General features: G+C 38.5%; 21 protein-coding genes and 2 pseudogenes. 10 read left to right on the top strand and 13 right to left on the bottom strand.

The window, feature by feature from the left end:
- Window positions 1-109 precede the first annotated feature (109 nt).
- Window positions 110-1,507 carry a M20/M25/M40 family metallo-hydrolase gene (locus A7967_RS10245; protein ID WP_054205218.1) on the top strand — a complete coding sequence of 466 codons (1,398 nt, stop codon included), beginning with the start codon at window positions 110-112 and terminating at the stop codon, window positions 1,505-1,507.
- Window positions 1,508-1,591: 84 nt separating this feature from the next.
- Window positions 1,592-2,533, top strand: a complete 942-nt coding sequence (locus tag A7967_RS10240; protein WP_054205219.1) for a tetratricopeptide repeat protein — start codon at window positions 1,592-1,594, stop codon at window positions 2,531-2,533.
- A gap of 48 nt (window positions 2,534-2,581) precedes the next feature.
- On the opposite strand, the gene A7967_RS10235 is transcribed toward A7967_RS10240, so the two are convergent.
- Both A7967_RS10235 and A7967_RS10230 read right to left on the bottom strand, forming a co-directional pair.
- Complete coding sequence (locus A7967_RS10235; RefSeq protein ID WP_054205220.1) at window positions 2,582-4,540, bottom strand: alpha/beta hydrolase family protein; 1,959 nt, start codon at window positions 4,538-4,540, stop codon at window positions 2,582-2,584.
- 469 nt (window positions 4,541-5,009) lie between these two features.
- Window positions 5,010-5,504 (bottom strand): annotated as a pseudogene (locus A7967_RS10230) (DUF808 family protein); the annotation flags it as partial.
- Between the two features lie 92 nt (window positions 5,505-5,596).
- Here A7967_RS10230 and A7967_RS10225 point away from each other — a divergent pair.
- The 4 genes from A7967_RS10225 to A7967_RS10210 are packed head-to-tail and all read left to right on the top strand — an operon-like array spanning window position 5,597 to window position 12,109.
- Window positions 5,597-7,627 carry a hypothetical protein gene (locus A7967_RS10225; RefSeq protein ID WP_064435679.1) on the top strand — a complete coding sequence of 677 codons (2,031 nt, stop codon included), beginning with the start codon at window positions 5,597-5,599 and terminating at the stop codon, window positions 7,625-7,627.
- Between the two features lie 9 nt (window positions 7,628-7,636).
- Complete coding sequence (locus A7967_RS10220; protein WP_064435678.1) at window positions 7,637-9,715, top strand: site-specific integrase; 2,079 nt, start codon at window positions 7,637-7,639, stop codon at window positions 9,713-9,715.
- Window positions 9,702-10,703 (top strand): ATP-binding protein, encoded by a 1,002-nt coding sequence (locus A7967_RS10215; RefSeq protein WP_064435677.1) that lies wholly within the window; start codon window positions 9,702-9,704, stop codon window positions 10,701-10,703. The genes A7967_RS10220 and A7967_RS10215 overlap by 14 nt, the downstream gene beginning before the upstream one ends.
- Window positions 10,700-12,109, top strand: a complete 1,410-nt coding sequence (locus A7967_RS10210) for a tyrosine-type recombinase/integrase (protein ID WP_064435676.1) — start codon at window positions 10,700-10,702, stop codon at window positions 12,107-12,109. The genes A7967_RS10215 and A7967_RS10210 overlap by 4 nt, the downstream gene beginning before the upstream one ends.
- Window positions 12,110-12,119: 10 nt before the next feature.
- Here A7967_RS10210 and qatD read toward each other — a convergent pair whose 3' ends face one another.
- The 8 genes and pseudogenes from qatD to merR all read right to left on the bottom strand — a co-directional run bounded on the left by qatD (window position 12,120) and on the right by merR (window position 17,672).
- The gene (gene qatD / locus A7967_RS10205; RefSeq protein ID WP_064435675.1) at window positions 12,120-12,872 is read right to left on the bottom strand and encodes a Qat anti-phage system TatD family nuclease QatD; all 753 of its coding nucleotides are present in this window, start codon (window positions 12,870-12,872) and stop codon (window positions 12,120-12,122) included.
- A pseudogene (qatC, locus tag A7967_RS10200) lies at window positions 12,869-13,774 on the bottom strand (Qat anti-phage system QueC-like protein QatC); the annotation flags it as partial. The gene qatD and the pseudogene qatC, both read right to left, overlap by 4 nt.
- A 226-nt stretch (window positions 13,775-14,000) precedes the next feature.
- Window positions 14,001-14,438, bottom strand: coding sequence for a MerR family transcriptional regulator (locus tag A7967_RS10195; protein ID WP_008110853.1), 438 nt, complete (start codon window positions 14,436-14,438; stop codon window positions 14,001-14,003).
- Between the two features lie 113 nt (window positions 14,439-14,551).
- A complete protein-coding gene (gene merA, locus A7967_RS10190; protein ID WP_064435674.1) occupies window positions 14,552-15,991 on the bottom strand; it encodes a mercury(II) reductase in 1,440 nt (479 codons plus the stop codon).
- 20 nt (window positions 15,992-16,011) lie between these two features.
- Window positions 16,012-16,431 carry an organomercurial transporter MerC gene (gene merC, locus A7967_RS10185; protein ID WP_064435673.1) on the bottom strand — a complete coding sequence of 140 codons (420 nt, stop codon included), beginning with the start codon at window positions 16,429-16,431 and terminating at the stop codon, window positions 16,012-16,014.
- Window positions 16,431-16,715, bottom strand: a complete 285-nt coding sequence (gene merP / locus A7967_RS10180; protein WP_064435672.1) for a mercury resistance system periplasmic binding protein MerP — start codon at window positions 16,713-16,715, stop codon at window positions 16,431-16,433. Before merP ends, merC begins: the two co-directional genes overlap by 1 nt.
- 46 nt (window positions 16,716-16,761) lie before the next feature.
- Window positions 16,762-17,109, bottom strand: a complete 348-nt coding sequence (locus A7967_RS10175) for a mercuric transporter MerT family protein (RefSeq protein ID WP_064435671.1) — start codon at window positions 17,107-17,109, stop codon at window positions 16,762-16,764.
- A 191-nt stretch (window positions 17,110-17,300) separates the two neighbouring features.
- Entirely contained in the window at window positions 17,301-17,672 is a 372-nt protein-coding gene (merR, locus tag A7967_RS10170; protein ID WP_064435670.1) for a mercury resistance transcriptional regulator MerR, read from the bottom strand.
- Window positions 17,673-17,884: 212 nt separating this feature from the next.
- Between merR and A7967_RS10165 the strand changes: the two genes are divergently transcribed.
- Window positions 17,885-18,418, top strand: a complete 534-nt coding sequence (locus A7967_RS10165; protein WP_064435669.1) for a hypothetical protein — start codon at window positions 17,885-17,887, stop codon at window positions 18,416-18,418.
- 298 nt (window positions 18,419-18,716) lie between these two features.
- Here the strand turns inward: A7967_RS10165 and A7967_RS10160 are convergent, their stop codons facing one another.
- From A7967_RS10160 to A7967_RS23345, 3 genes are read right to left on the bottom strand one after another with little or no spacing between them, the layout of a single operon-like run.
- Window positions 18,717-18,983 carry a hypothetical protein gene (locus A7967_RS10160; protein ID WP_064435668.1) on the bottom strand — a complete coding sequence of 89 codons (267 nt, stop codon included), beginning with the start codon at window positions 18,981-18,983 and terminating at the stop codon, window positions 18,717-18,719.
- 1 nt (window position 18,984) lies between these two features.
- The gene (locus A7967_RS10155; protein WP_024596196.1) at window positions 18,985-20,745 is read right to left on the bottom strand and encodes a KAP family P-loop NTPase fold protein; all 1,761 of its coding nucleotides are present in this window, start codon (window positions 20,743-20,745) and stop codon (window positions 18,985-18,987) included.
- An 18-nt stretch (window positions 20,746-20,763) separates the two neighbouring features.
- Window positions 20,764-21,009 carry a helix-turn-helix domain-containing protein gene (locus A7967_RS23345; protein ID WP_016899212.1) on the bottom strand — a complete coding sequence of 82 codons (246 nt, stop codon included), beginning with the start codon at window positions 21,007-21,009 and terminating at the stop codon, window positions 20,764-20,766.
- Window positions 21,010-21,518: 509 nt separating this feature from the next.
- On the opposite strand from A7967_RS23345, the gene A7967_RS10145 reads away from it, so the two are divergent.
- The 3 genes from A7967_RS10145 to A7967_RS10130 all read left to right on the top strand — a co-directional run bounded on the left by A7967_RS10145 (window position 21,519) and on the right by A7967_RS10130 (window position 25,131).
- A complete protein-coding gene (locus A7967_RS10145; protein ID WP_013465880.1) occupies window positions 21,519-22,418 on the top strand; it encodes a cation efflux transmembrane domain-containing protein in 900 nt (299 codons plus the stop codon).
- Between the two features lie 452 nt (window positions 22,419-22,870).
- Window positions 22,871-24,163 (top strand): TolC family protein, encoded by a 1,293-nt coding sequence (locus A7967_RS10135; RefSeq protein ID WP_013465882.1) that lies wholly within the window; start codon window positions 22,871-22,873, stop codon window positions 24,161-24,163.
- Window positions 24,164-24,234: 71 nt separating this feature from the next.
- A complete protein-coding gene (locus A7967_RS10130) occupies window positions 24,235-25,131 on the top strand; it encodes an efflux RND transporter periplasmic adaptor subunit (protein WP_058155246.1) in 897 nt (298 codons plus the stop codon).
- Window positions 25,132-25,135 lie beyond the last annotated feature (4 nt).

The raw sequence follows: 25,135 nt of genomic DNA, 5'->3' as shown, positions 1-25,135 counted from the left end.
AGCCCGCACGTTAAACTGCGGGCTTTTTACTTTTTATCTTATTATATTTTTTAAGTCGGTCATTTAATGGTTAAATAGTCGGTAAATATCTAACAAGCCAAGGTCAATAATGAAAAAAATCATCACAGGGGTTCTGCTTGCTAGCAGCTTTTTGGTAAGTGCAGCAGAGCCTGAGTTTACAGCTCAACAACTTAAGCAAGTAGCAGAGCTCAGAACAAATGCTAGCAACAGTGACTTAAGCTATCAATTACTGGAATCTCTTACTACTGAGATAGGCCCACGCCTTCCTGGTACAGAAAATGATAAAAAAGCCGTTGCATGGGCACAAGAAAAATTTCAAGCGCTGGGTTTTGATAAAGTATGGCTAGAAGAAGCCACGTTCCCTGAATGGCGCCGCTTCAGTGAAAGCGGTAAAATTCTTACCCCGAGTGAACAAACACTACATTTAACCGCACTTGGTCATAGTGTGAGCACACCAAAAGACGGTATTACTGCTGAAGTTATATTATTTGAAACCCTTGATGAGTTGATCGCAGCCCCAGCAAATAGCTTGAAGGGTAAAATTGCTTATATTAACTACCGTATGAACCGCGACATTGATGGTAATGGTTATGGCCCTGCCGTTCGTGCACGCTCAACTGGCTCTGTTGAAGCCGCTAAAAAAGGTGCAATTGGTTATATGATGCGCTCAGTCAGTACTGCACATCACCGTTTTGCACATACTGGTGGTAGCCACTATAAAGACGGTGTAACAAAAATCCCTAACGTAACAATTGCTAACCCTGATGCCGACCAAATTGCTCGCCTCATTGCGCTGGGCAAAAACGTTACTGTAAATATCAATGTGCAAAATGAAGATCGTGGTCAAGGTACTGGCTTTAATGTGATAGGCCAATTCAATGGTACCCAAAACCCTGAACAATATGTACTTATTGGCGGTCATCTAGATTCGTGGGATTTAGGCACTGGTGCGCTCGATGATGGTGCAGGTGTTGCATTAACAATGGCAGCAGCAAAACATATTAGCGAAATAAAGCGTCCTAAGCGTAGTATCCGCGTGGTATTATTTGCCGCCGAAGAACTGGGGTTATGGGGTGCTAAAGCCTACTTTAAGCAACATGCTAAAGAGCTTGATAATATTGTTGCCGCAGCTGAATCTGATTTTGGGGCTGATGTAGTATATGGCTTTGAGTCAAATGTATCTGCGCAGTCACTCCCGGTGGTGCGTGCTATTGCTAAACAACTTGCCCCACTCAATGTTCAATACATTGCAAAAAATACCGCTAACGGTGGACCTGACTTAATTCCATTGAAAAATGCCACCAGCGCACCTATTTTTGATTTACACCAAGATGGTACCGATTATTTTGATTACCACCACACGGCTGATGACACACTTGATAAAGTAGACCCTGAAAAACTGAAGCAAAATACGGCCGCTTATGCTGTGTTTGCTTTTATGGCTGCTGATGCTAGAACAACAATCAAACCAAAACCTGCAAAATAATACATATTTTCTTACAGTTTGCAGCTTTGCTTCTCACCTTCCTTGTTTTAACTTATGTAAAACAAGGAAGGGACCAAGGACTACATGCTACTTTTTAATACCAGCAACTCACTGTCATTCTTCAGCAAAACAAAAACCTGCCCACAGTGCAACAGCAATGACTATCAATTAAAAAACCATAGTCGCTTTTTACGTTTTACTATCCTACCTATCCTGCCACTGGCATGGCGATATAAATACCAATGTGCTAATTGCCGCCACAGCGAACCTGTGTCAATCATCAAATTGCCATTGTTAGAGCAACTGTCATTAGTAAAGTATTTTGCAGGCTCACTCTTACTGATATGTTTATGTATATATTTTTACGCACAACATCTTGAGGAACTCACAACAAAGAAAATGATTCTAGATTCACCTCAAGCATTTGATACCTATTTAGTAAAAGCTGACAAGTTTTCGCATGAACCATTACGTCCAGAAAATTTGAAAGTGGCACAAGTACTCGAGTTCGATGAAAAGTTTATTACCTTTCAAATCAGCAATTATCGTTACAAACGCGATAGAGCAATCACAATGGCAATGCGCACTAGCTTATTAGTGCAAAAAGATTACTTTTCATCAAAGACACTGACCTTACCCCGCAAGGAAGTAAAGCGCTTATACGATGACGGTGCTATTTATAATGTACTTCGCCCATACGCATACAGTTTATATGGTGGGTTTGTTATGTTTCCACCGACACCAAAACCCTTATATGAAGGTGTAAAGCTCAATAAGAATAATCAGCAAGGGATCGTATATTATAAAGATGGCTTATTTGAAGATGCATTTGAAAGCTTTTTGCTCGCCAGTAAGGAAGGTTCTCAGTGGGGACAACTTAATACTGCGCAAATGTATCGTGATGGTGAAGGTGTAACAAAAGATATAACTCAAGCTATCTATTGGTATCAGCAAGCCGCACAACAAAATAACCATAAAGCAAAAGTGCAACTCAAAGAGTTATGCCAAGAGAATAGCTGCAAATAAAAAATGGCAAGCTATAAGCTTGCCATTTTAATTATAAAGATCATATTTTTACAAGGTTAAATGCTGGTCTAAAAATGCCAACACCTGCTTATAATAACGAGTGCGATGCTCTGGCTTGTAAAACCCATGCCCTTCATCTTCTAATAACTCGTAAACATAAGGATGATTCGCTTTTTTAAGCGCGGCCACAAGTGATTCAGCTTGTTCAATAGGTGCTCGCTCATCTTCCCCACCATGTACTATTAACACAGGTGCTTTTAACTTATCGATATTGTAGCTTGGGGAGAAGGCCTTTAGTTGGGCTTCATCAGTGCCAAGTACATTTTTAAGGTAACGCTGACCACTCTCACGCTCTGCCACATCGCCTTCATCAAACATCAGTGGTAAATCGTAAACACCAACAACACCGATAGCACACTTAAACATATCAGGCTCTATAATCGCACTTTGCAAGGCTGAGTAACCACCAAAACTGGCCCCCATAATACACATGTTATTTTTATCAACAGTTCCCTGCTCAATTAGGTGTTTTACGCCATCAATAATATCGTACTGGATCTCAGCTCCCCACTTTCTATGCCCTGCATGCTCAAAGTTACGACCAAAACCACCCGAACCTCTAAAATTCACTTTTAATACCGCCATACCGCGATTGGCTAACAGCTGTGCATCGGGATCAAACCCCCACCAATCGCGCGGACCATGAGGGCCACCATGAGGCATAACAACCAGAGGCAAGTTTTTCTCTGTCGTATTGTTAGGGAGTGTTAAATAGCCATGAATAGTTAAACCGTCGCGGCTGGTGTAGCTAATTGGTCTTGTTTCAGCCATTAATTCAGGCTTTAGCCAACTACGTGCTGAAAATAAATAACGTAGCTTGTTAGCTTGTGCATTAAACATATAATAGTCACCAGGATTTCGGTCACTTGATGCAATAATGATATTGGTATTGCCATCTTCAGTGCTACTAACAAGTTGCACTTGATTCCCCTCCAACGCTGCAAGTAATGACTTTAAGTGCACACTCTTCTTTGACTCACTATCAACAAAAGCATACGTTGGATAATTTAACTCACTTTCAATGGCGAATAGCTCTTTTGATGTTTCATCCACCCAGATCTTCTTTGGCGATACACCTTCTTCTTTATGAATCAATTCCATTGCTTTGGTTTTTAAGTTGAGCTTGTACAAACCAGCAGCCTCACCACTCACTGACGCGGTTACATAAATTGAACTGCCCGTGCTATCAAAAGCGTGTAGCTGCACATCACCGTAAACCAAACTACCTAAATCAAGTTCTTGCCATTCCCCACCAGACTTTGCGCGAGTATAAATTGTTGAACTTATATAATCATCCGTTGAGACGGCTATACGCACATTACCTTTATGATCAGTTAAAAATTGTGCCATTCGAGAAGGTGAACGTGCTACCTTTCGACGGTGACCAGAAAACAAATCAACCTCATAAACCACAGTAAACGGCTCACTACTAGAAGACCACGGATAAGTCACTATTAACATTTTACGTTCATCAAAAACTAATGGGTCTAACAAGTAAGAAGTACCGTAAAGAGGTGTCGCCTTTTTCAAACGAGAGCCTGTTTGCATTTCCCCTTGATAGCCAACTAGGTACTTCACTCGAGAACCATCAGCATTTACAGCAAATAATTCACCATGATACTGAGGATGATCTTGCCATCCTTTTAAATATTCTTTTTGAAGCACTATTCGCTCATCGCTAACCCAGCTATAAGCACCCACTTGTGCATTATCTGGAAATCTCACGGCATGGCTAACCTGAAAGTTTCTAGCGTTGAGGATAACTAATATACTCTTTCCCTCAGGCTTACTAATAACAGATATATAACGACCATCAGGTGAAAGCTTAACTTGACTATATTCACTGCTTTTACTGAAGCTTTCTATAGAAAGCGACTTTGTACTTGCATAACTACTAACACTAAACTGTGCTATAAAAAAAATTAATACTAACAGCCACTTTTTCACGGCAATTCCTTTTTGATATTATTATTAAAAAAACACAACATTACCTATCATACCAACACAAAAACCCTCTTAGAAACGATTTATTTACTACCAGCATTAGTATGTCGTAATTGTCGAATAAAACTGCAGAGGTTTATAACGTAAACTAAGCCAAACAGAAGAGCAATCAACATGACCAGAAACTCAAACCTATAATGGATTAAAAATGCCAATTAGAATCACTACAAAATTAATTGGCCATCACAGCTTAACACTGAAGATAATTGACGAGTGATCGATCCATTTCTAGTTACTGAAAAACTTACTAACAGTGTTAAGTATTGATACCCATGAGCAGATAAACGAAACGATACTTACCCTTGATTTCGTGCTAAATAAAATACATCGTTAGGTAATCAAGCGAACTCTACACATAAACATTAAGTACCACCAATCAATTTAATAATACTCTAACACTTTGCCAACAAAGTTAAGTTGTCGGCTTTTTTGCTATAAACCTCACCATAATATGATGTATTAGCACAATCATCGCACCAGCCAACAAACCTAAAGTACCATCAAACAAAAGCGGCGCAATTACCTCTCCAACACTTCCTAAATGCGATAAACCATAATCAGTAACAGTTAGTTGCCAATGATGAAGTATACTAATACCGTGCACTAAAATACCGCCCCCCACCAAAAACATAGCCACAGTGCCTGCAAAAGCCAAAAACTGCATTAAACGTGGGGCAGCCGCTAGTAAACCCTTACCTAATATTTCTTTAAAGCGATTACCTGTTTGCTGGGCTTGTTTAAGCAAATATAATCCGGCATCATCCAGTTTTACTATCCCAGCAACGAGACCATATACACCTATCGTCATCAGTACGGCAATTACACTTAGTACAAGTGCCTGATTAAGTAAACTCGCTCCCGCAACAGTCCCAAGAGTAATTACTATTATTTCTGCTGATAAAATATAATACGAAAAGACATATAAATAGTATACTTTATTAGTTTATGATTTAGATAATGAATACTATAATTCAACCGTGTTTTTAAAGTGAAGTATTAATGGCAAAGAAGAAAGAAACTAGAATTACTCAATCATCTGCTAAAGATAATTCTAAGGTAACAAAACTTAATGTGAAAGGTGGTGATGGTCTTCCTGATTATCAACGTTTTTATACAGGTAAGCATTTACGCTTTTTCTTTGAATATGTGCAAAGTGAATCAGATCTTCTAACAGATAGAATTAACATTGGACAAAGAGACAACACCTTTAAGATCGTTAGTGATGGTAAAGATATAGTTGGAATTGAAATAGCTAAAACATTCAGTAGGTTGATAATGCAACATTTCAATATTAACAACCCTGTCAACGCTAAAAACTTTAACTCCGTTTGTGAGTCATTATTCAAATATATTGCAGAACACAACGAACAGCCAAAGATTTTCGAAGACATTACTTACACGACTTACGTTAATTTTATATTAAGTTCTCCGAATGTAGTCGCGGCACGAACAAGAAAATTATTCCTTAAGAGTATGTTGGCTTTACACCCATTCAGTAAAACTTTTAACTTATCATCTGTTGTTTACAAAGACAGTGAAGCGCCAATTAAAGACATCGATTTTGATCAATTTGTTGAAGGAAAAGATTATTCGGATCGGGTAATGATGCAGATGTTAGGCTATGTATTTTATGAGCTGGAAGTATGGAAAAAGCGCTACAATCAAATGCTAAATGTCTCTCCAGAAAGTCTTGGTGAAAATTATATTGATGTTTACTCAGCAAAGAATGAAACACTCAGAAAGTTGCTAACAAGTGGTAAAGAGGGACATGACCAGCTCTTCTTAAACTACCTATTACAAGTTAAAGAAGCTAGAGCCGGAAAGGAGATCACAAGACACAACATTCAAACAAACAAGATACGTAAAGTCTCTAAAACAGACGCATATCAAAATATTGGCGGCTTAAAGCTTTTTCAAGACTATTCGGATTACCTTCATAATAAAAAGTGGTCCGGGTATGAAAAGAGTAACAAACCCAAATATCACAACTATCTGAATTTTAAGACAGATCACCTACCAGTCACGTTAGCCCTTTACTTGATAATCTCCACTGGTAATAACCAAGAATCTATTCTGAGCATAAAGCGCAACTACAGAGGGAAAGCTTGGTATGAAAACTACGATGTAAATCTTGGTATTGACGAGGAAACACCAGCGTCTCTAAAAGAAATTAGAGTAGTAGGTTATAAGAATCGATGTGTAACAGGCGTTAAAGCGATACCAATACGTATCCCTATAAACTCACCTATATTCGAATATATGAAGCTATACGATGACATCGTAGATGATCCTCAACGAGAAAATTTCTTTGCATTCGATGTCGATGGAATAGCAAAGTTTTATGAAAAGTTCTGTGCCTCATTTGAAATCTTGGGGGATGACAATAAGCCACTTACGAGTATTCAAACGACTCGACTAAGAAAAACCTTCGCTGGGCACTTACTAACTCAGTTAGTTGAAGACGTTGAAAACGCAGATGACTTGGTAAGTAAAATGCGCGAAGCATTGAATCATCAAAAGTTCGACACAACCCTATTTTCATATATTTTGAAAACAGGTATGGGTAACCAAGTAATAAATACGGCTATTGTCGCCCTTACTTCAGATATGCTCGAAAAGGCGATGGAGTTCCAAGGTGATATTTGTGAGGATCAAAGTCGCTCTACATCTAACAAAGAAGTCTACCTGTGTGATTGCACCGATGATACTCAACCGACTCACAACCTTCCTATTGCAGAGAAATGCAAAAAATACGACATGTGCCTCGGTTGTGAACGGGCTGAAGTCTACGCTATGCATCTCCCCAACATCTGCTACAGAGTTTTACAATTAGAAGAAATAGCTAACGAAAACCCACTCACCTTTAGCGGTTTACTTGAAGACAGAAGACAAATTGCGCTGGATACAATTAATAAGTTCCAAATCAAACATAGTAGAGGTGTACAAGTTGTAGAACACGCATATTTTGAAGCATCCAGAGCGATGAAAGAAGGTCGCCCTTTGCTACCACCGATAATACAGTTTCAATAAGGAGATAACATGTCAGCAATTATCGAAGTCCAAAGTTATGAAAACTCTCCTTACGAAATAGGTAAACAACAATGGGAGCTGCTTGACGCTATTGCAAATAAGTATTCCCAGATGGACATGTCTAAAATATTACGTAATGGGAAATTCCTTGACCCTATATGGGAAGTCAAAGGTGGTAGCAACATACATACGGTAGACTTTAATCAGTTGTTTCCTGACAAGAAGCAATACCCTCTTGAGCTTATTTGTCGCGTTGTATGTTTTCAACTTTCAGTATTTCAAAATCTTGCGACGGAGACTAACTTCTCAAGATTAAGAAGCTTTGTCAGGCAAATAGTGGAGTCTGAGCATTGGAATAACATTATGTGTGCAGAACGAAATCAACCTTTTGAGATGTTTTCTGCAATCGAATCTAAGGCGATAACTAACATAACTCAAATAAGGTTAATCTCTAATGGAGGCATTTCTAACCATGCCTTCGATTTTTTAAACAAGTGCTACCACTTAAAAGACCTAGAAGATATAGGCGTCTTTCTTCTTGGAATGGGGTTACCTTGGGTTGAACAAAACATTGGTGTTAACGAGTGGCTTGAACAACAACGAGAAGTAACAGGCGTTATAAAGGAAAACACCTTTTACGCTCCAATGCCTTTTGAAAATGTCGCGAATATAGTTCAGCACGCTTTACCATTCATCGAAAACAGTGATGAGTTTTTAAACTTTTTTACAGAGTTTCAATTACTGCTGGATGGTTTTACAAACCCACACAATGCTAAAAAAAGCAAAAGGGTTAAAGATCTCATTGAACAATACGAAGAGCTAATTTCTCCCATGCTCCCAATAGAGTATGAAAAAACCAAGAATAATAATGGAAACTTTTATCCTGTTAACAATAAGTGGATATCCAATTTTTTCAATTTAGCCAAGAGTGCTTGCATCTGGATAATATTATTATCGAGCGGTTTAAGAAACTTTGACATTCGTAACCTGCGCATAGGATGTTGCCAGCCATCCAAGCGATATGACGGCATTTGGTGGTTAGTAGTTGACGTCCAGAAGACTAAAAACCGCCTTGTTATTCCTGTCGGTGAACCAGCGTATATAGCGACAAAATTACTAGAAGTGATCAGGTTTTCACCTGAAGGAGATTACCTCGTTAGCTCAAGTAAACATGTTGCAAGCAAGACTTCTTGGGGTAGAGAGTTAACCGAAGATGAAATTGGCAAAATTCGAAATGGAGATACGCTAAACGATATCCTAAAAATCTTGCCAAACACCTATAACTTCTCAATTGCAACTATCGCTGATGATGATCCTGAAGCAACTGCACACTGCGCAAGAGCAACTCTGGCTGGTTATATTGCACAAAACACCAATGCAGCAATTCTTATATTGAAGCGCCTGTTTGGTCACAGTAATGCGCTAATGCCAAATGAATATTTGTATAGAAACCCACTAGTTGTAAAAAAGCGAAACCAACTTCAAATGAAACTTAGTGAAGACATGGCGAACGATATGGCTCATGCCGTTACGTATAGACAAGTTGGAGGGCGCAATGGAGAAAGGCTTCTAAAAGGGGCTGAACATGTCAAATCAGAAATAGAGAAAGAGTTCCAGTTAAAAAATGAAAGCTTAACTGAAATGGAGTTATTTCAAACACTAGAGGAGCGCCTTAAAAACATATACTTAGATGACATAAAAAACGGTGAAACGTACTCACTTCTGACCCCAATGGCCGTAATTTGTAATAGAGCCTGTAACAATACCTCAGACAGTCCTTGTGCTGCGCAAAGTAATAACCAGAAAAGAATTTCTTCTGGTATAAAGAAAGCTATAACTAATGCCCTTAGTACGCTACCTAACCCATCTCAGTGTGTTGGTACAAGTTGTTCAGATGCCTTGCTAGGAAAGAAGTGGTCAAGAAAGCTGCTAGAAGACTTTGACTTTTTCCACAAGTACCGAAATGTTGCCGAGCCTTCATCAGCTATAGAAGAAGACGCACTAGCTTTCATTAAGATGTATGCGGAGCCATTGAAATCAATTTATGCTGATGAACGAAAAGAAGGTTACTTCGATGTTGTTAGATGATAAGAGCGAAGAAAAAATGAGCTATGATAAACGCTCTCATGATGAGCGAATAGCTGACCTAAAATCAGCATCTACTGAGCTATTTTCAAAGGCAAAACAAACAGGCAAAGTAACTGACGCCTCAATAGCTAAAATCATAAAGCACGCAAAAGTCCACAAAGACTATTTGTATAAGGACAAAATCAAAGATAAGAAGATTCAACAACGATATTTTGCGGTTCGGGATGATATTACGAAGTTTCGGGAAAACTTTAAAAAGCTGTCTGATAGTGAAAGTCCTCTTAGCAAAGAAGAGGAAAGATACGAGCAAGAAAAAGAGCGGTCTATTAATCTTGAGCAGCAACTAATTAAAAGTCGGGAACAGGTTGCTGGTCTATACGACCAAATAGCTACTCTTAAAAATAAGAGCAAAGATAAAAACGATGATTTAGTAAGGTTATCTCATCAAGCGCTTCAAGCAGGTAAACAAAGTAAATCTAATCACGTAAATTTTACCAATATAAAATACATATCCCCAGATAAATATTTAAGACGAAATGGCGTGTATTGCTTCGATGACTTAGCTTTAAGAGAAAGTGCTTGGTCTCGTTCTGAAAAAGAACTACATGCTGCATTAGAGCGAAACTTGCCAACAAGAGTTTATATACTGATTGGTCCTATGTGTGCAGGCAAAACTTATTGGTCTAATAATGCTAAAAGTTTTTGGCCTGATCGACACCCGGTTGTTATTGATTCAACTAACCTTAGCATTTTTCAAAGGATGAAATGGTTCAACATAATCAATCAATATATCCGTACCAACGATATACATGTTTGTGGCGTTGTATTTGAAACTCCTTTAGATATCTTGCTTGCGAGAAACAAAAATAACGAACCCGGTAAGAAAATGCCAGAAGCCACAATAAAAGAGAAGCATAACTCTATGGAATGGCCTGACTTAAAGGAAGAAAAGTTCAACGAGATAGTAGTAATCAGGAATAATCTGTGAAACTAGAATTTGCTCATAGAGGCTCAGCAGGCATCCCTATACCCTATATTATAGAGACAAATGAGGTTGAAACTAACGTCTTAGATTTTCTGATTTTTAGAAAACGTAATAGTAAATTGATCCATGACAAGCTAAGGAATGCTAGTGCTCAAACAATTCAAAATGATTCTCAACGGGTTAAGTACCTTATAAACCTGCTTGCCGAACAACAATATATCGATCATGAAAATAAACCTGTTATTGGTGTTCACTATAGTGAAGCGACATATGAGAATAATATGGAGCCGATTATAGAGCTTTTACGTCATAGAGATTGGAAAGAGGAGTCCATTCAGCAATACGTAAAAACATGGCGAAATTTCTACCGCTTTTTAACAGCGGTAGGGGTAGATCATTCAATGTTTATGCCTGACACAGTTGAGTCCACATTCGCACAAGACCAAGACGAAAATTTATTGTCGCATACCAGTTATGCTGAAAATTATATTGGAGAAAAGGAAACTGCGATTAATGAAAAGAATCTGGAGTTCAAGGACGATTATGTTGATTCCATTATTTCAATGTCCGACTTTTGGAGAATATACGAACATTTATATACTGTAGATGAAGTGTATGCGGTCATGGCATTTATCGAATTTTCAACACTATTGCGCGTTTCAGCTTTAGTTCGAGATTTCCCGCTAAAACAAACAAAGTTAAATCCGAACTTCGAGCCTTACGGAGTAGCTGTTAGAGACAATCAAAGAATACAAGACCTTTTCTACATTGCCAAAGGCGGCAAAAAGAAGGTGACTAAGCTCTCAATCTCAGCTCAAAAAATTTTTAATGATGAATACATTAACTCTGAGATTTGCAGCTATGAACAGCGTTGGAAAAAGTATCAAGACAATTACTGTAAAACAAAATGGGCGAAGAAGAAAAATAGAACTAAACAAATGAGGTTTTGCTGGCTTAACAAAAATGGTACTCCTGTTTCGGTGAGAGAATACCAAGCAGCCCTTGAAGGTGCAGCAAAAGAGTTAGGCATCGATATACATAGCCATATGCTACGACATACTGGTGCAACGCAGTTACTATGGCGATATATAAAAGAGCATAACCTCACCGCGTCGCATACAAATGAATTACTAATTGCAGATGCTCACATAATCTTACAGGGGCTTCTAGGGCATAAAAATATTGAAACAACAAAGATGTATGTGAAAACAATAGAGCGAATGATTCGTTCTGAAAAACTAAGCATGTTGTTGAATTCTGCCCTATCCATATCAAGAAAGCACCATGACGACCTGCTTAAGGATAATGAAACTTTATATGCTGGCCTTTCGGCTATGGAGCGTGCTGTTAATAGATTCGAAGAACATATGACTGGTAGCGACATCATTACGAGAGTTAAGAGAGCCTAAGATGTGAGATTCATAGAGATCGTGTCAATTGTGCATTGCCTGATGTTAAACACCTAAGGTTTACTGACAATTGCTCTGTTACCGAAATCTTATTTTTACACCAAATTTCTGACAGAAATTCAGTAACAGTATCAACATTTGAAGGAAACAGAATACTCCCCGCCACTTTGGCGAAAGGTCCATCAGTTTCGAGTAAAATCCTATCTTGAGGTATCCAAGATATTACTTTTTTAGCTCTGGCTGAAGTTAGCATGGCTGGGCCAATAGAAAAGAAACAACCTAGCTCGACGGCTTCTAGAACTTGTTTCTTAGTACCCAAAAACCAATGAAGAATGGGAATGCCAGCCTCAGGGTGCTGCCTAAGTTTCAGAAGTACCTCACCAGTCGCGTTGAGACTATGGATAGTTAGTATTTTGTCATCAAAGCCTTCACATTTTTTTAGAATATGCGTGAAAACCTCTAATTGATCATCAAAGTAATCAGCGTAACCTTTTGAGCCATCCAGTCCAATTTCTCCAATATATCTAGTTCTATCAACTAGCTTATCGAATAGTGCTAATTCATTTTTTCTTAGATGAGCAAGTTGAGGGTGAAGCCCCAAAGCCGTTTTGCAGTGCTTTATGCCACTTGTTAATTGGACAGTACCTTCAAAAGCTGAAGGCACCGTAGTTACTGATAGCACGTAATAATTACTGCTTTTTATATCGTTCAATACTTCTTGGTGATCAGGGTATAAGTCAACGTGGCAATGAAGATCCATCATGACGATATATCCGCTTGGAGAAATAACTCAACCTCTGCCAATCCTCGCTTAATAGTTGATTCTAATTTTTCTCTTATATTTTTATCTTGCGGTATCGGCCCCGACATTCGTAACCAAGAACGATAATTATCTGTCTGCTTCAACCGAATAATGGCAGCTTGAACCGCTTGCAGATCATCACGCGTATCTTTTTCTTTGATAAGCCCTTTCAACCGCTTCGTCTTGTATGGCGCATCTTGTGTGATACCAGCATGAAAAACTGACGCTCTTCGAATAAGGCAAGGCACACAATGCCCGCACTGTTTATGCTCTCTGTGCCAATGGCTGCATGAGACACTCAGGGGAACTACTTTTCTAATTGCGTCTTGATCAACACATTCCGCTAACATTTCACCTTTAGTTTTGAATTGATACGGGTTTACAAATTTGACATGAAACCCAGTGTCTCTAAGCAAAGATTCAAGCCTGCTTAGAAAATTAGGATGAGTAGTTCTAGTGCTATGGCTACCAATCCGTCTTCTGGTAAGCGGTGGATTTATAGAAATATAGCCATTCTCAGGGACGACAATAGTTTCAATTCTGCTATCGCAATTAGCATTTCTTAAGGCTGATATACCAAGTACCGCCATAGCTAGGAAGTTGAAACTTCTTCCCCTCATGCTAATCTCAGTTTTACCTTCTAAATGCTTGATAATATGAGGAGACATTGAATAGGACAATTCGCCGAATGGCGGGGATAATAAGTGCTTAATATCTTTCTGTTTCGCACCATCACCACGATAAGCGTGGCTAACCAAAAGCGGTTTTAAATTTGACTCTCCGTTTAAAATATCAATTGCACCAACTGCGCTATCAAGACCACCAGAAAAAAGGCAAACTGAGTTGAGTCCAATTAGTGATTTTGCCTTGGCTTTTGTGACTGCGCATAATGCTTGAAATTGCTAATCACTGAATGAGAACCAGTCCATCTAAGGCTCACTTTGATACGATTATAGTCCTTTTAGTCTGAATAACACCATAATTAGGGTCGTTGCTATTCTATATGCTTGATATATACAAGCTAACATTGATAGAAAACAGATAAGCTAACAAGTTTTTAGTCGAGCTATGAACTGTTCTATAATTGTTCTAATTGCAAAACTCTTCAATTTGGTTTGTTACTAGATTTAAAAATACTTTTCTATGCTCGATTTTAGTAAGTAGCAGCTTTTGGATGTCTTCAGGAACTTTTCTTTCTCCTGCATCTATTGCCATTAGTAATGGCTTGATATCAACTACAAGAAGACCTGCCGCCCTTGCTGCCCGAATGAACTTTAATCTCTTTAATGCACATAAGCCATAAAGTGAATGGCCTGACTTAGTTTTTTCTTCGCAGTGTACTAAGTTCTCAAGAACATAATTTCTTACCGTATGGACAGATGTTTGTGCAGCTAGTGCCAGTTGAGAAATACTCAAAGGAAAATCCAACGCATCATCATCACTACTAATGAACTTATTGATGTCAGGTATCTCTGTCAAAAAACTGACTTCACCAACAGGAATGTTTTCAACCTTAGATTTAATCATGATTTAGCATGCTTCCAATTTGTGTTGTTAATGGAATGCCTTAAGATATCTTGATTACATTCAATCAATTGGCACTCCATTAACATTTCTGTAAGTACATTACCGTTAAATGATTACCCTGCGCAGCAAGATAGCTCTTTAACGTCTTTGCTAAAGGTTTGAGCGCATAACTTCAATCCTTCAACCATCGTCAAATACGGAAATAGTTGACCTGCCAATTCTTCGACTGTCATTTTATTATGAATAGCAAGAGCCGCACTTTGAATCAGTTCTCCGCCTTCATGGGCTAAAATTTGTGCGCCTATCAGTTTCCCCGTGGATTCTTCAGCTACCAACTTGATAAAACCATCCGTTTCAAAATTTGCTAAAGCTCTTGGTACGTTTTCCATATCAAGTACACGACTTATCGTATTTATTCCTACCGCTGAAGCTTGTACTTCGGTTAGACCTACCGTAGCAACTTGTGGGTCGGTGAATATAACAGCAGGCATGGTAGATAAATCGAGTTGCGCATTTCCACCTGTCATATTAATTCCAGCCCTACTTCCGGCAGCAGCAGCAACATAAACAAATTGTGGCATATTGGAACAATCTCCAGCGGCATAAATGTTAGCTGTTGATGTTTCCATCATACTATTAACAACAATGGCACCACTTTTATCTGTTTCAACACCAACATTTTCTAAACCAAGCTTGCCAGTATTTGCATGGCGACCCGTAGAGATAAGCAATTTTTCAGCGATTAATGTTCCTTCGTTAGTTTTCAATGTAAACCCATTACTACCATAAGAAACATGACTTGCTTGCGTATTATTAAGTACACGAATGCCTTCTTTTTCAAAACATTCAGTCAGCTTTTCACCTAATAACGGATCTTCTGCATACAAAAGCGTATGTCGTGCTAATACTGTTACACTGCTTCCTAAACGGGCATAAGCTTGTGCAATTTCCAGAGCAACAACGGAGGAGCCGATAACAATCAAGCTACTTGGTAATTCTTCGGTAAACAAGGCTTCTGTTGATGTCCAGTAAGGCGTGTCAACTAACCCTTCAATTGGTGGAATACTTGGTGTAGAGCCTGTTGCAATTAAAATGCGATCTGCAACCAGCTCTTCTTCGCTACCATCAGACTTTTGAACTAGCAAGGTATTTTCATTTTTAAAACGTGCATAACCTTTAAGTAAAGATAGCGCTGGATTGCTCTCTAAAATACGTTGATATTTAGCATCGCGTAATTCTTCAACGCGAGCATTTTGCTGATGTGCTAATAAGGAACGGCTAAGTTGTGGCTGAATATTCTCTAAACCATCAAATGGGTTAGTACGTTGCTGGTGCGCTAATTGCGCAGCACGGATTAATATTTTTGAGGGAACACAGCCGACATTTACACAGCAACCACCGATAACATCAGCCCCCTCAATGATAGTAACTCTTGCTCCGCCTTCTGCTGCTTTAATCGCACTGGCAAAGGCCCCTGAGCCACTACCAATAATGGCTACATGTAATTGTTCTGGCTGAGTGTCATTTGACGAGCAACAACTATTCGTTGACATATTTTATTCCTCTTAAAAAGTTAAGCGGTACAAGTTTCATCATCACAGCGTTTATTCGCTGGAGAAACCATGTCCCAAATTGATACAACAACCATTAGTCCTAGCCCCGTATAAGTAACGTATGAACTCCAGCCGTACTGGAACCAAGGGTATAAAGAGAGTAAAACCAAAATTGGGCCAATTGAACCGATTAAACTACGGTGCCATTGACGATGGCTAAACCAGCCTAAAATATTCATTGCCAGCGCTAATGCTGCAAACAGTGGTAACAACGTATTGATAAATAACCCTTCCCACTGACTAAGAAATCCCATCCCAATTGCCGCACCTAGACTAGCTATCGCAGGAAAACACATAGCGCACCCCATTGCCGAAACAAGTGCACCTATAGAGCCTGCTTTATCTCCGATACGCGTAACAAGTTTTAAGGGGCTAAACATTACTTATTTTCACCTTTTAAATTTGATGGGTAGCCAGCGTTGGTAGTCGCTGCAATTAATGCATTGATGTTGGTTTTAGTGTCATCAAAAGAAACAACAGCTAGCTTAGGCTTGTAGGTAACTTTCGCTTTTTCAACGCCATCAACATTTTCTAATGATTTTTTAACTGTGATTGGGCATGTCGCACAGTTCATCGTTGGCACTTCCAGCGTAACTGTTTTTACTTCGGCAAAAGCACCAAAACTAGAAAGTGAAAGCAGTGCGGTTAATAATAATTTTTTCATAATTAGCTCCAAATTTTAAAATGTTATAAATTTCTTGATCTGTATATTAAGCAAACAAAAGTATCCAATAATTACTGGTCACTAAAATTGTCGCAACTATAGCGCTCAGCCAGAAAATGGCTTTTCGTTGTTGCTGTTTCTTAGGAATTGCACAGGCCGTTCCCGGCTCACACTCTTCTACTGGACGATAAATTTTCCAACCTGAGTAACCAAACAACAACACTACAAATGCGATAAATAATGGCCTATAGGGTTCAAATGCAGTTAAATTACCAATCCATGAGCCACTTACCCCAAGTAGTAACAGGAGCAAAGGACCTACACAACACACGCCTGCGCCTATTGCTGCGATGATGCCACCTATCATTGGAAGGTTTGATTCTTTTTGATTCATATGGATACCTCATTAAGTGATAATGCAAGTGTATTGTATGTACCTAAGTACGGAGTCAAGGGTGATTTATAAAAAAATTTATCTTGGATAATCTGCTACGACAGATAAGGGGAATAAGCTAACTTGAATTAAGGCGCAGAAGTAAAATTGGATATGCTGTTTTAGTGGGAAATGGTAGTTAAGTGAATCATTTACTTCGGTTGCAACGAATCAATTATTGGGCAGTGGCTATCGTCATCATTATTTTGGCATTGTCCTAAATGTTCTTCCAAAGCGTGTTCTAACAACAACAAGTCAGCCATCTTTTTTTGTACTGCGATCAGTTTTTTATTAGCTAATTCTTGTACTTTACTACATGGACTATCGTTTAACGCAAGTAACCCTTCAATCTCTTTCAGTGTAAAACCTAATTCTTGAGAACGCTTAATAAAGTGTATTCTGTTTACCGTTTCATTCGGGTAATGTCTATAGCCCTGCATAGGTTTGGGTGGCTGATTAATTAAGCCTTTGCGTTCATAAAAACGAATTGTCTCGACATTTACGCTCACTTCTTTAGCCAACATACTTATGGTTCGTTTAGACACGTTATCAATTACCTTACCGATTTTTTGTTTACTTACTTTATATCTAATTAGAGTGACCAGCAATGAATATGAGCTTTAACACCTGTGCTTTACATGCATAAACCAACGAATGGCATCTATACTAAATTAGAATATATTGAATAGTTCATATAAGGCATTAATAGATCAACAGATAGTCAAAGAGTAATTGCATGAATACATATCTAGAATCGGGAAGTATTGAACCACCGCGAATTATTGGACGAATTGTTCGCCTACTTTTAGGTATAATCTGTCTTGATTTAGTATGGCAAATTGTTGACGACATACCGGGAATGATTGACCGTGGGTGGCCCGTGAATTTTGTTAGTATTTGCACCATTGCTCTTGGTTTCTATCTGATTAAACCAGTCGTAAACTTAGGTTTTTCTGTCAAATGGGCTTGGCTAGTGCAACTTTCGATTTTTACAATAACATTGCTAACTCTTGGTTTAGTTTGGCAAGATAAAGATTCTCAAAATTGGGAGTATATTACCGCATGGCTTATGCTTTGGATGACGTATGTATATGGACATCTTGGCTTGTCATTTGTTTTATCAGCAATAATCAAAACTCCGGGTTGTGAAATGCGCTCTATTCCTCATTTATGGGGGATCTTATCCGGCCATAAATCATTGGAACATCATTGTCCCGGATTTATCAAAAGTATTGATCATTGGGAAAGTAAACTGAAAATAAATAGGTAACGATTAACACTTTGCATGCCCTAATCTGACCAAGAACTTTTACCGCTTAGCTCGTTTATCTTGAGCGCATTAGAATGACTTACAAACATAATTACATAAATTGGTAGCTTTAGGCTCTGAGCAGCCGTTATTAACCCAAAAGCTAATGACCGCTTTTGGCTACAAGTGATCAATAAGATTACTGACTGAATATCAAGTATTATGATTGAAAAACAAAGAAATCAATAAACTCTTATTTGTTTTAGTCCATTAAAATAAGCTACTTCAATATGAGTTCAGTCCCAAACATTATGAGTAGTCACACAAATGCTCTTCTGGCACTGGCAAACCTATTTGGAGGCGGTGTTGCTGTAGGTGAACCACCGATTTCTTGTTGAACCTTGTCATTGTCAATATCATTGCTATTGTCATTCTGATCATCAGCTTGATTATTATCAGAGCCAGCTTGCTCATCCCCATCAGTACCTGATGCAGGTTCTATTGTGACAGGATCTCCTTGCTCTGCCCAAGATGGAATAAGTGGACTCTTATTATTTGGTCCTGTTGACGATGCGGACGTACCCATATTACTTAGTTCCCTCTAGTTCTTTTAAAATTGGATTAAGCCATCTTTGGCGGGGCAAGCTTTTTAAAAATGTAAGAAGACTTAAGCTACATTTATCATCCTGCTTGGCAAGTAACACAGCCCCATAAATGCCTGTTGGTCTTTCGGTCCAATCACCAATCAACTTAAAGTTTTCAATCAAACCATCCATGACTGACATGTATTCTTCCTTCGGAGTTGTGGTAATCGCAGTAGAGTTAACGCCACTGACCCTTACCTTTTGCTTCATTAATTCTTCTACGAGTTTTTGAGCGGCTCCAGACATTACCGAATTAACAGCCCCCATTGGAATGCTTTCTCTGCTCAGATATGCCGCTGGTGTCAAATCCATTTCAGTGAACATGGGAGGTAATTTCGACCATTTATCAATAAAAGCTAGGTCGAGTTTCCACTCTTCAGGTAAATTAATTTCGTCAAATTCGACTTCTGAATTTTCAAGATCCGCTAATACTTTTGGATATCCGTTTTCCTTATCAATTAATTCATAAAGCTTGTTGGTAGCCTGAGTGCCTAAGCACCTCTCAAAAATTACCAGCTTAGTGATAGTTTTTTCATCAAGCTGCATTCCTCTGCGATGAGCGGTTTTCTTTCTCATCTTAACCTGATTGAGTAATCGCTTAACTATGCGAGGGTTGCCGTTAATGTTTGTGGATTCAGCTAATAGTGGAGCTAACTGTTCAGCAACCACAAATTTACTTCTGAGTTCGGAATGCTTTTCAATCTCGTGATCTTGAAGTAGCTCGTCAACGGTAATTTGTGGTTGTTTCCACGACAGCCTTAATGACTCTTCAAGGGCACATCTTATCGTTTCTAATTGCGCATCGGTAACGCCGTGATCTTGAGCAGTAAGCATCATTAAATATGCCCTTATCTCCAGAACGCCGGGTCTTGGTACATGCACAGGAATTTGAATAAGCTTGTCTAAATAATCAGTTTGATGTCGTTGAGATGCACCTTTGTGATACTCAGGCACTGCCAAGCGGATCATGTCCTCATCGGCGGCAATAACAAATGCAGTATTGGGTAAAAATAGAAATAACCTGATCGCCTCAAGGGTCGAAATAGCATTAAATGGAGAGCAGCGATCTAAATTATCGACATAGACAATAAGTGGCTTATCAAACTCCTTTAACAGATCAGAATATGCTTTTCGGAATTCTTTAATTTCTTTAGGAGGTGAAAATGATTTATTATCTTTGATCAAACCTTTGTTTTTCTTCGCGACATCCTTAGCGCCATCGACAGCACCTTTTACATCATCAACATCCAGTTCACCATCGTCACCACCACTGAATAGTCCCATGATCTTCTGTATACCACCCATAGTTGGTATACCAGCTAATGCTGCACCACCATCCATTAGCAATCCCATCAGTCTGATCTTATCTATTCGTCCAGCAAACTCTTTTGCTTTTGCACTGAGATTTTTATCGTCTGCTGCTTTTTTAACTAAAGTAGATGCAATTGTTTCTAGTAACGCCGCTTTAGCGTCATCATACCCTTGGAAAGTCCATGCATCGAAATGTACTTGGATATATTCTTGTTCATCACTTTCCAGAGAAGCCTTAGTAAGTTCAAGAATCGTCGATTTTCCAGCGCCCCAATCACCAAAAACGCCTATACTAATAGGCATTAACTCCTTTTCTGTTATAAGATCTTTTATTGACTCAGCCGTTTCATTAAAATTTAAGAAATCAATTTTTGATTCTTTATCAGACCACATAACGTCTCCTTTTATTTATTATTTCTTTTGTTCCATTCTTTCAATAATTCGGTGAACCGTGGGGCGGCTAACAGAATATTTCTTCGCTAATGCAGAGATCGATTCACCATTTAATTTATCTTTATATAATTCTTTCGCTTGTTTGTCTGATAAAGCAGGCAATCTGCCCATGTGTTTGCCTTTAGCTTTAGCCTCTTCACGACCTTCTGTGGTTCTGGCTTTTATAAGATCCCGCTCAAGTTGAGCGAATATGTGGCTACGCATAATGTTTGAGATTATTTCTCATCAAGCCAGATTGGGTGAGTACTAGGAAATCTTCGTCAGATTTGAGCCTGAAGCAGTCGTAAACGATGGTACAAAATTACTTCAGCTAAAATTCACTTTGATACGAAACCGGACATTAGGCTTAGCGTATCTCATGACAAGTGTTCCAACAATATAGTCGTTGCTCTTACTTTTAAATTTAAATCTTGTTTTAGATCCTCTGTACAATTAGTAACACACCAACGCGACTTTAATGTGGAATTAGGATCATCGGTTAATTTATTCTATCTAGATAGTTCTTCTATTTTTTATCTTTGATAAACATCGGTATAAAACGGGCAGTCCAAATAATGTTAGCAGTGTTTGCTGTCACTACCCCCCAACAATTATTTTCTTGGAATAGCTATTTGAGTTACTTCCCAATCTTTTCAAATTAAATAACTTTTTATTTGACTCTATAGCCACTATAGATTTTATACTTATTTTAATATTGTTTCGGAATGTTAAATATGTCAGAAAAATGTAGTGGTCAGTGTCAATCATCTCCTACCAACGAAGACGTAAAAATTGATACACAATTAGATAACTATAGTGGCGCGTTTGTCAGTACATATAAAGTGCCTCAAATGGACTGTCCTTCAGAAGAGAGATTGATCAGATTAGCACTTGACTCAATTCAGCCTTCAGTTGGATTGCAGTTTGATATTCCTAATCGCTTAGTCAAAGTTTTTCATGATGAAAATTTAGATGAGATAACAAAAAAGTTACAACAACTTAAACTCGGTGCAGAGTTAGAGTCAACTAAACAAAGTTGCAGTACAGAAGCTGCAAAAGCAAAAGACTTAGCCCAAAAAAATGAGATGAAAGAAGCATCAACCCTAAAATGGTTGTTAGCCATTAATGGAGTCATGTTTTTTATAGAAGTAATTGCTGGGATTATTGCACAGTCTGCTGGCCTAATTGCAGACTCATTAGATATGTTTGCTGATGCTGCTGTGTATGGTTTAGCTATTTATGCCGTAGGTAAAAGTATTAGCATGAAACTTAGAGCAGCACATATATCTGGTGTGCTTCAAGTTATTCTAGCGCTAGGTGCTTTGAGCGAAGTCGTAAGACGCTTTGTTTACGGTAGTGAACCGATCTCTTCTTTAATGATGATATTTGGTGGAATAGCACTAATCGCTAACGTTGCTTGTCTGTTTTTGATATTTGGCAACAAAGAAGACGGCGCTCATATGAAAGCGAGTTGGATTTTTTCCGCAAATGACGTTATCGCAAACGTTGGTGTAATTTTAGCTGGCTTATTAGTTACAGCAACAAGCAGTCGTTATCCAGATTTAGTGATTGGTTTGATAATTGCTCTTGTCGTTTTAAACGGTGCTCGCCGCATCTTACAGCTAAAGTATTAAGCAGAGAAATGAAAATAATGCACTCATCGTATATCAAATCAAATATATCATACGTGATAATGATTTTAATCGCGGTGCAGTCTGTGTTTTTTTCGCTAGAAGAGCTTGAAATAAACTTAAGTGAAAGTTCTTTTAGTTCATCACTAACTAAGTCTATTACCCCGCTAAAAGCTCCAGAAGACTCCAATATGCTTGAGGTGAATAATAGCAACTCTTCAATTGATAATTGTAATTTTTGTTGCTGTTGTCACTTATTTTTAAATGCTGATTCTTCCTGTAACATTTTCCAAGCAATAGAATATTTCCTTACCTACGCCTTAGTTTCTCCTGAGCTAAAAGGCTATATCTCGGTGCCATTCCGCCCACCTAAATACGCCTAAATTTTATAGAAAATTATGAAAGGTCAAATGTTAATGACCGAAAAAAACATATAAATTTATAGGAAAGTATACATGGCACTTAATACCTGTGTGCATCGCAAGATAGCAATTTTGAGGTGTGTAACACCTCGGCTTAAATATATCGCGTTTCTCGCGTTGTCACTTTTTACATTTAATGTTTATGCCTTTGAAAAGCAGTTAAATCTTCAAGAGGCAATTCAGTGGACGCTTAAACAAAATCCTGAACTCAAAATATTTGATTTCAAACAAACCGCATTAACAGGACAAGAACAAACAGCAAGTTTAAATCCTGCTTATGAACTAGAAGTTGAAGCTGAGAACTTTGCAGGCTCAGGTGAATTTAATGCATTCGACAGTGCTGAATTAACAGTCGCTCTATCTTCGGTTATCGAAATGGGAGATAAACGCTCAGCGCGGATTGGACTTGTTTCAAAATCAAGAGCACTACTCAATGCTGAGAAAGAAGTCTCTGCGCTTAATTTAATGGCTCAAGTCACTGAGAAGTACGTGGAAGTACTTGCAGCCCAACAAAGAGTTATATTGGCAGAAAATGCTTTGAGCTTAGCACAAGAAACGTTAGAGATTGTATCTCAGCGTAACCGCGCAGGTGCTACTCCTGAGGCTGAAGTGAAACGCTCAAAAGCAGTTATTGCTCAGGCTAACCTCACCCTTCAATCTGAACAAAAGCGCTTGGAATATTTGAAGCTCTCATTAGCAGCCTACTGGGGGGAAAACTCTGTAACCTTCTCTGAAGTACAAGGGGATCTTTTTCAGTTTGGCAATGATAGTGACTTTAACAGCCTTTTTGCGAAGTTAGAGAAGAACCCTGCTATTCAAATCTATGCAAGTGAACAGCGACTAAAAGAGGCTGAAATACAGTTAGCTAAAACAGAGTCAACGGCCAATATCAAATGGTCTGTTGGTGTTAGGCGCTCTCAAGAAGCCAATGATACGGCACTGGTCGCTGGCTTTAGCTTACCTTTGTTTGCTGAAAAGCGAAATTCTGGTGCAATCGCTAGTGCGCTAGCAGAGCGTGACCAAGTTGCCATAGAGAAAGAGGCGACTAAGTTGAGGTTTAGAAATCACTTACTACGAGCATACTCCAATAGAAAACAAGCCATATTAACAGCTAATTCATTAAAGCAGTCGGTTATCCCAATGCTTGAAGATGCACTGGAAGATACTCAAGACGCCTATCAAAAAGGTCGATATGGATATCTTGATTATGTATCGGCTAGACAAGAGCTGTTAAATGCTCGGCGAACCCTCATTGATGCGGCATCTGCTGCCCTAATTTATGGCGCAGAGATAGAAAAACTAACAAACGAAGCGCTGTCACTCTAAAAAAAGCATCACTTTAAGCTTAATAACAATTTATTGATTCAGTTATTAACTGAATCGTTTAGGAATTAAAAATGAAAAACTATTTACTCGCACTATTGATTTTTATTGGGTATTTGTCACCCATTCAAAGTGTTTTCGCTAGTGAAGATGAACATGAAGGCGAAGAAGGCATAAGCAAAATCGACAATAACATGGCAAAAAAGGTTGGTGTTGAAACAGCCTATTTAGCTTCAAAAACGTTGAACCAAACTATCCCTGTATACGGCTCTACGACGATAGGCGCTGAACAATTATTTCAAGTTGGCGCTAGATATAACGGCGTTATAAAGACAATAAACTCCACTGTTGGTGATACGGTAAAAAAAGGCGATCTATTAGCCGTTATTGAATCTAATGAGAGCTTAAATACTTATAAAATAACATCGCCTGTTTCTGGGACTGTTTTACAGCGAAATGGAAATATTGGCGGTATCACGCAAAACACTAGCTTGTTTGAAATCGTCAATTTTGACACCTTGTGGGCTGAATTTAAGGTGTTTACCAGCCAATATAATCAAATTAAAGTCGGTCAACCTGTTGATATTGAGCATGGTGAACAGGCATTCAACTCAACCATCACCAATATAATTCCAGCTAAAGATCAGTCTTATGTTTTAGCACGTGTACGTTTAAACAACACTGAGTTAAAGCTAACGTCAGGTCAATTATTAAAAGGCAACGTCAAAATAAATCAATTCAAGGTGGATTTAGCCGTTGAGAAAGTTGCTATCCAAGAACTGGGGGGACAATTAGGTGTATTTGTTAAAGAAGATGAAGAGTACGAATTTGCACCGCTTGTATTAGGACGTTCAGATAAGAACTATATCGAGGTTATTGGTGGCCTCAGTAAAGACACTGAATATGTAAACAAAAACAGTTATCTGATAAAAGCAGATATATTGAAATCTGAAGTAGAAGACGACGATTAGGAGA

It is taken from the genome of Pseudoalteromonas neustonica, from assembly GCF_001653135.1.
GTDB classification, from domain to species: domain Bacteria; phylum Pseudomonadota; class Gammaproteobacteria; order Enterobacterales; family Alteromonadaceae; genus Pseudoalteromonas; species Pseudoalteromonas neustonica.
Note: the sequence above shows the minus strand (reverse complement) of the source record. Positions and strands in the feature narration are given on the sequence as shown.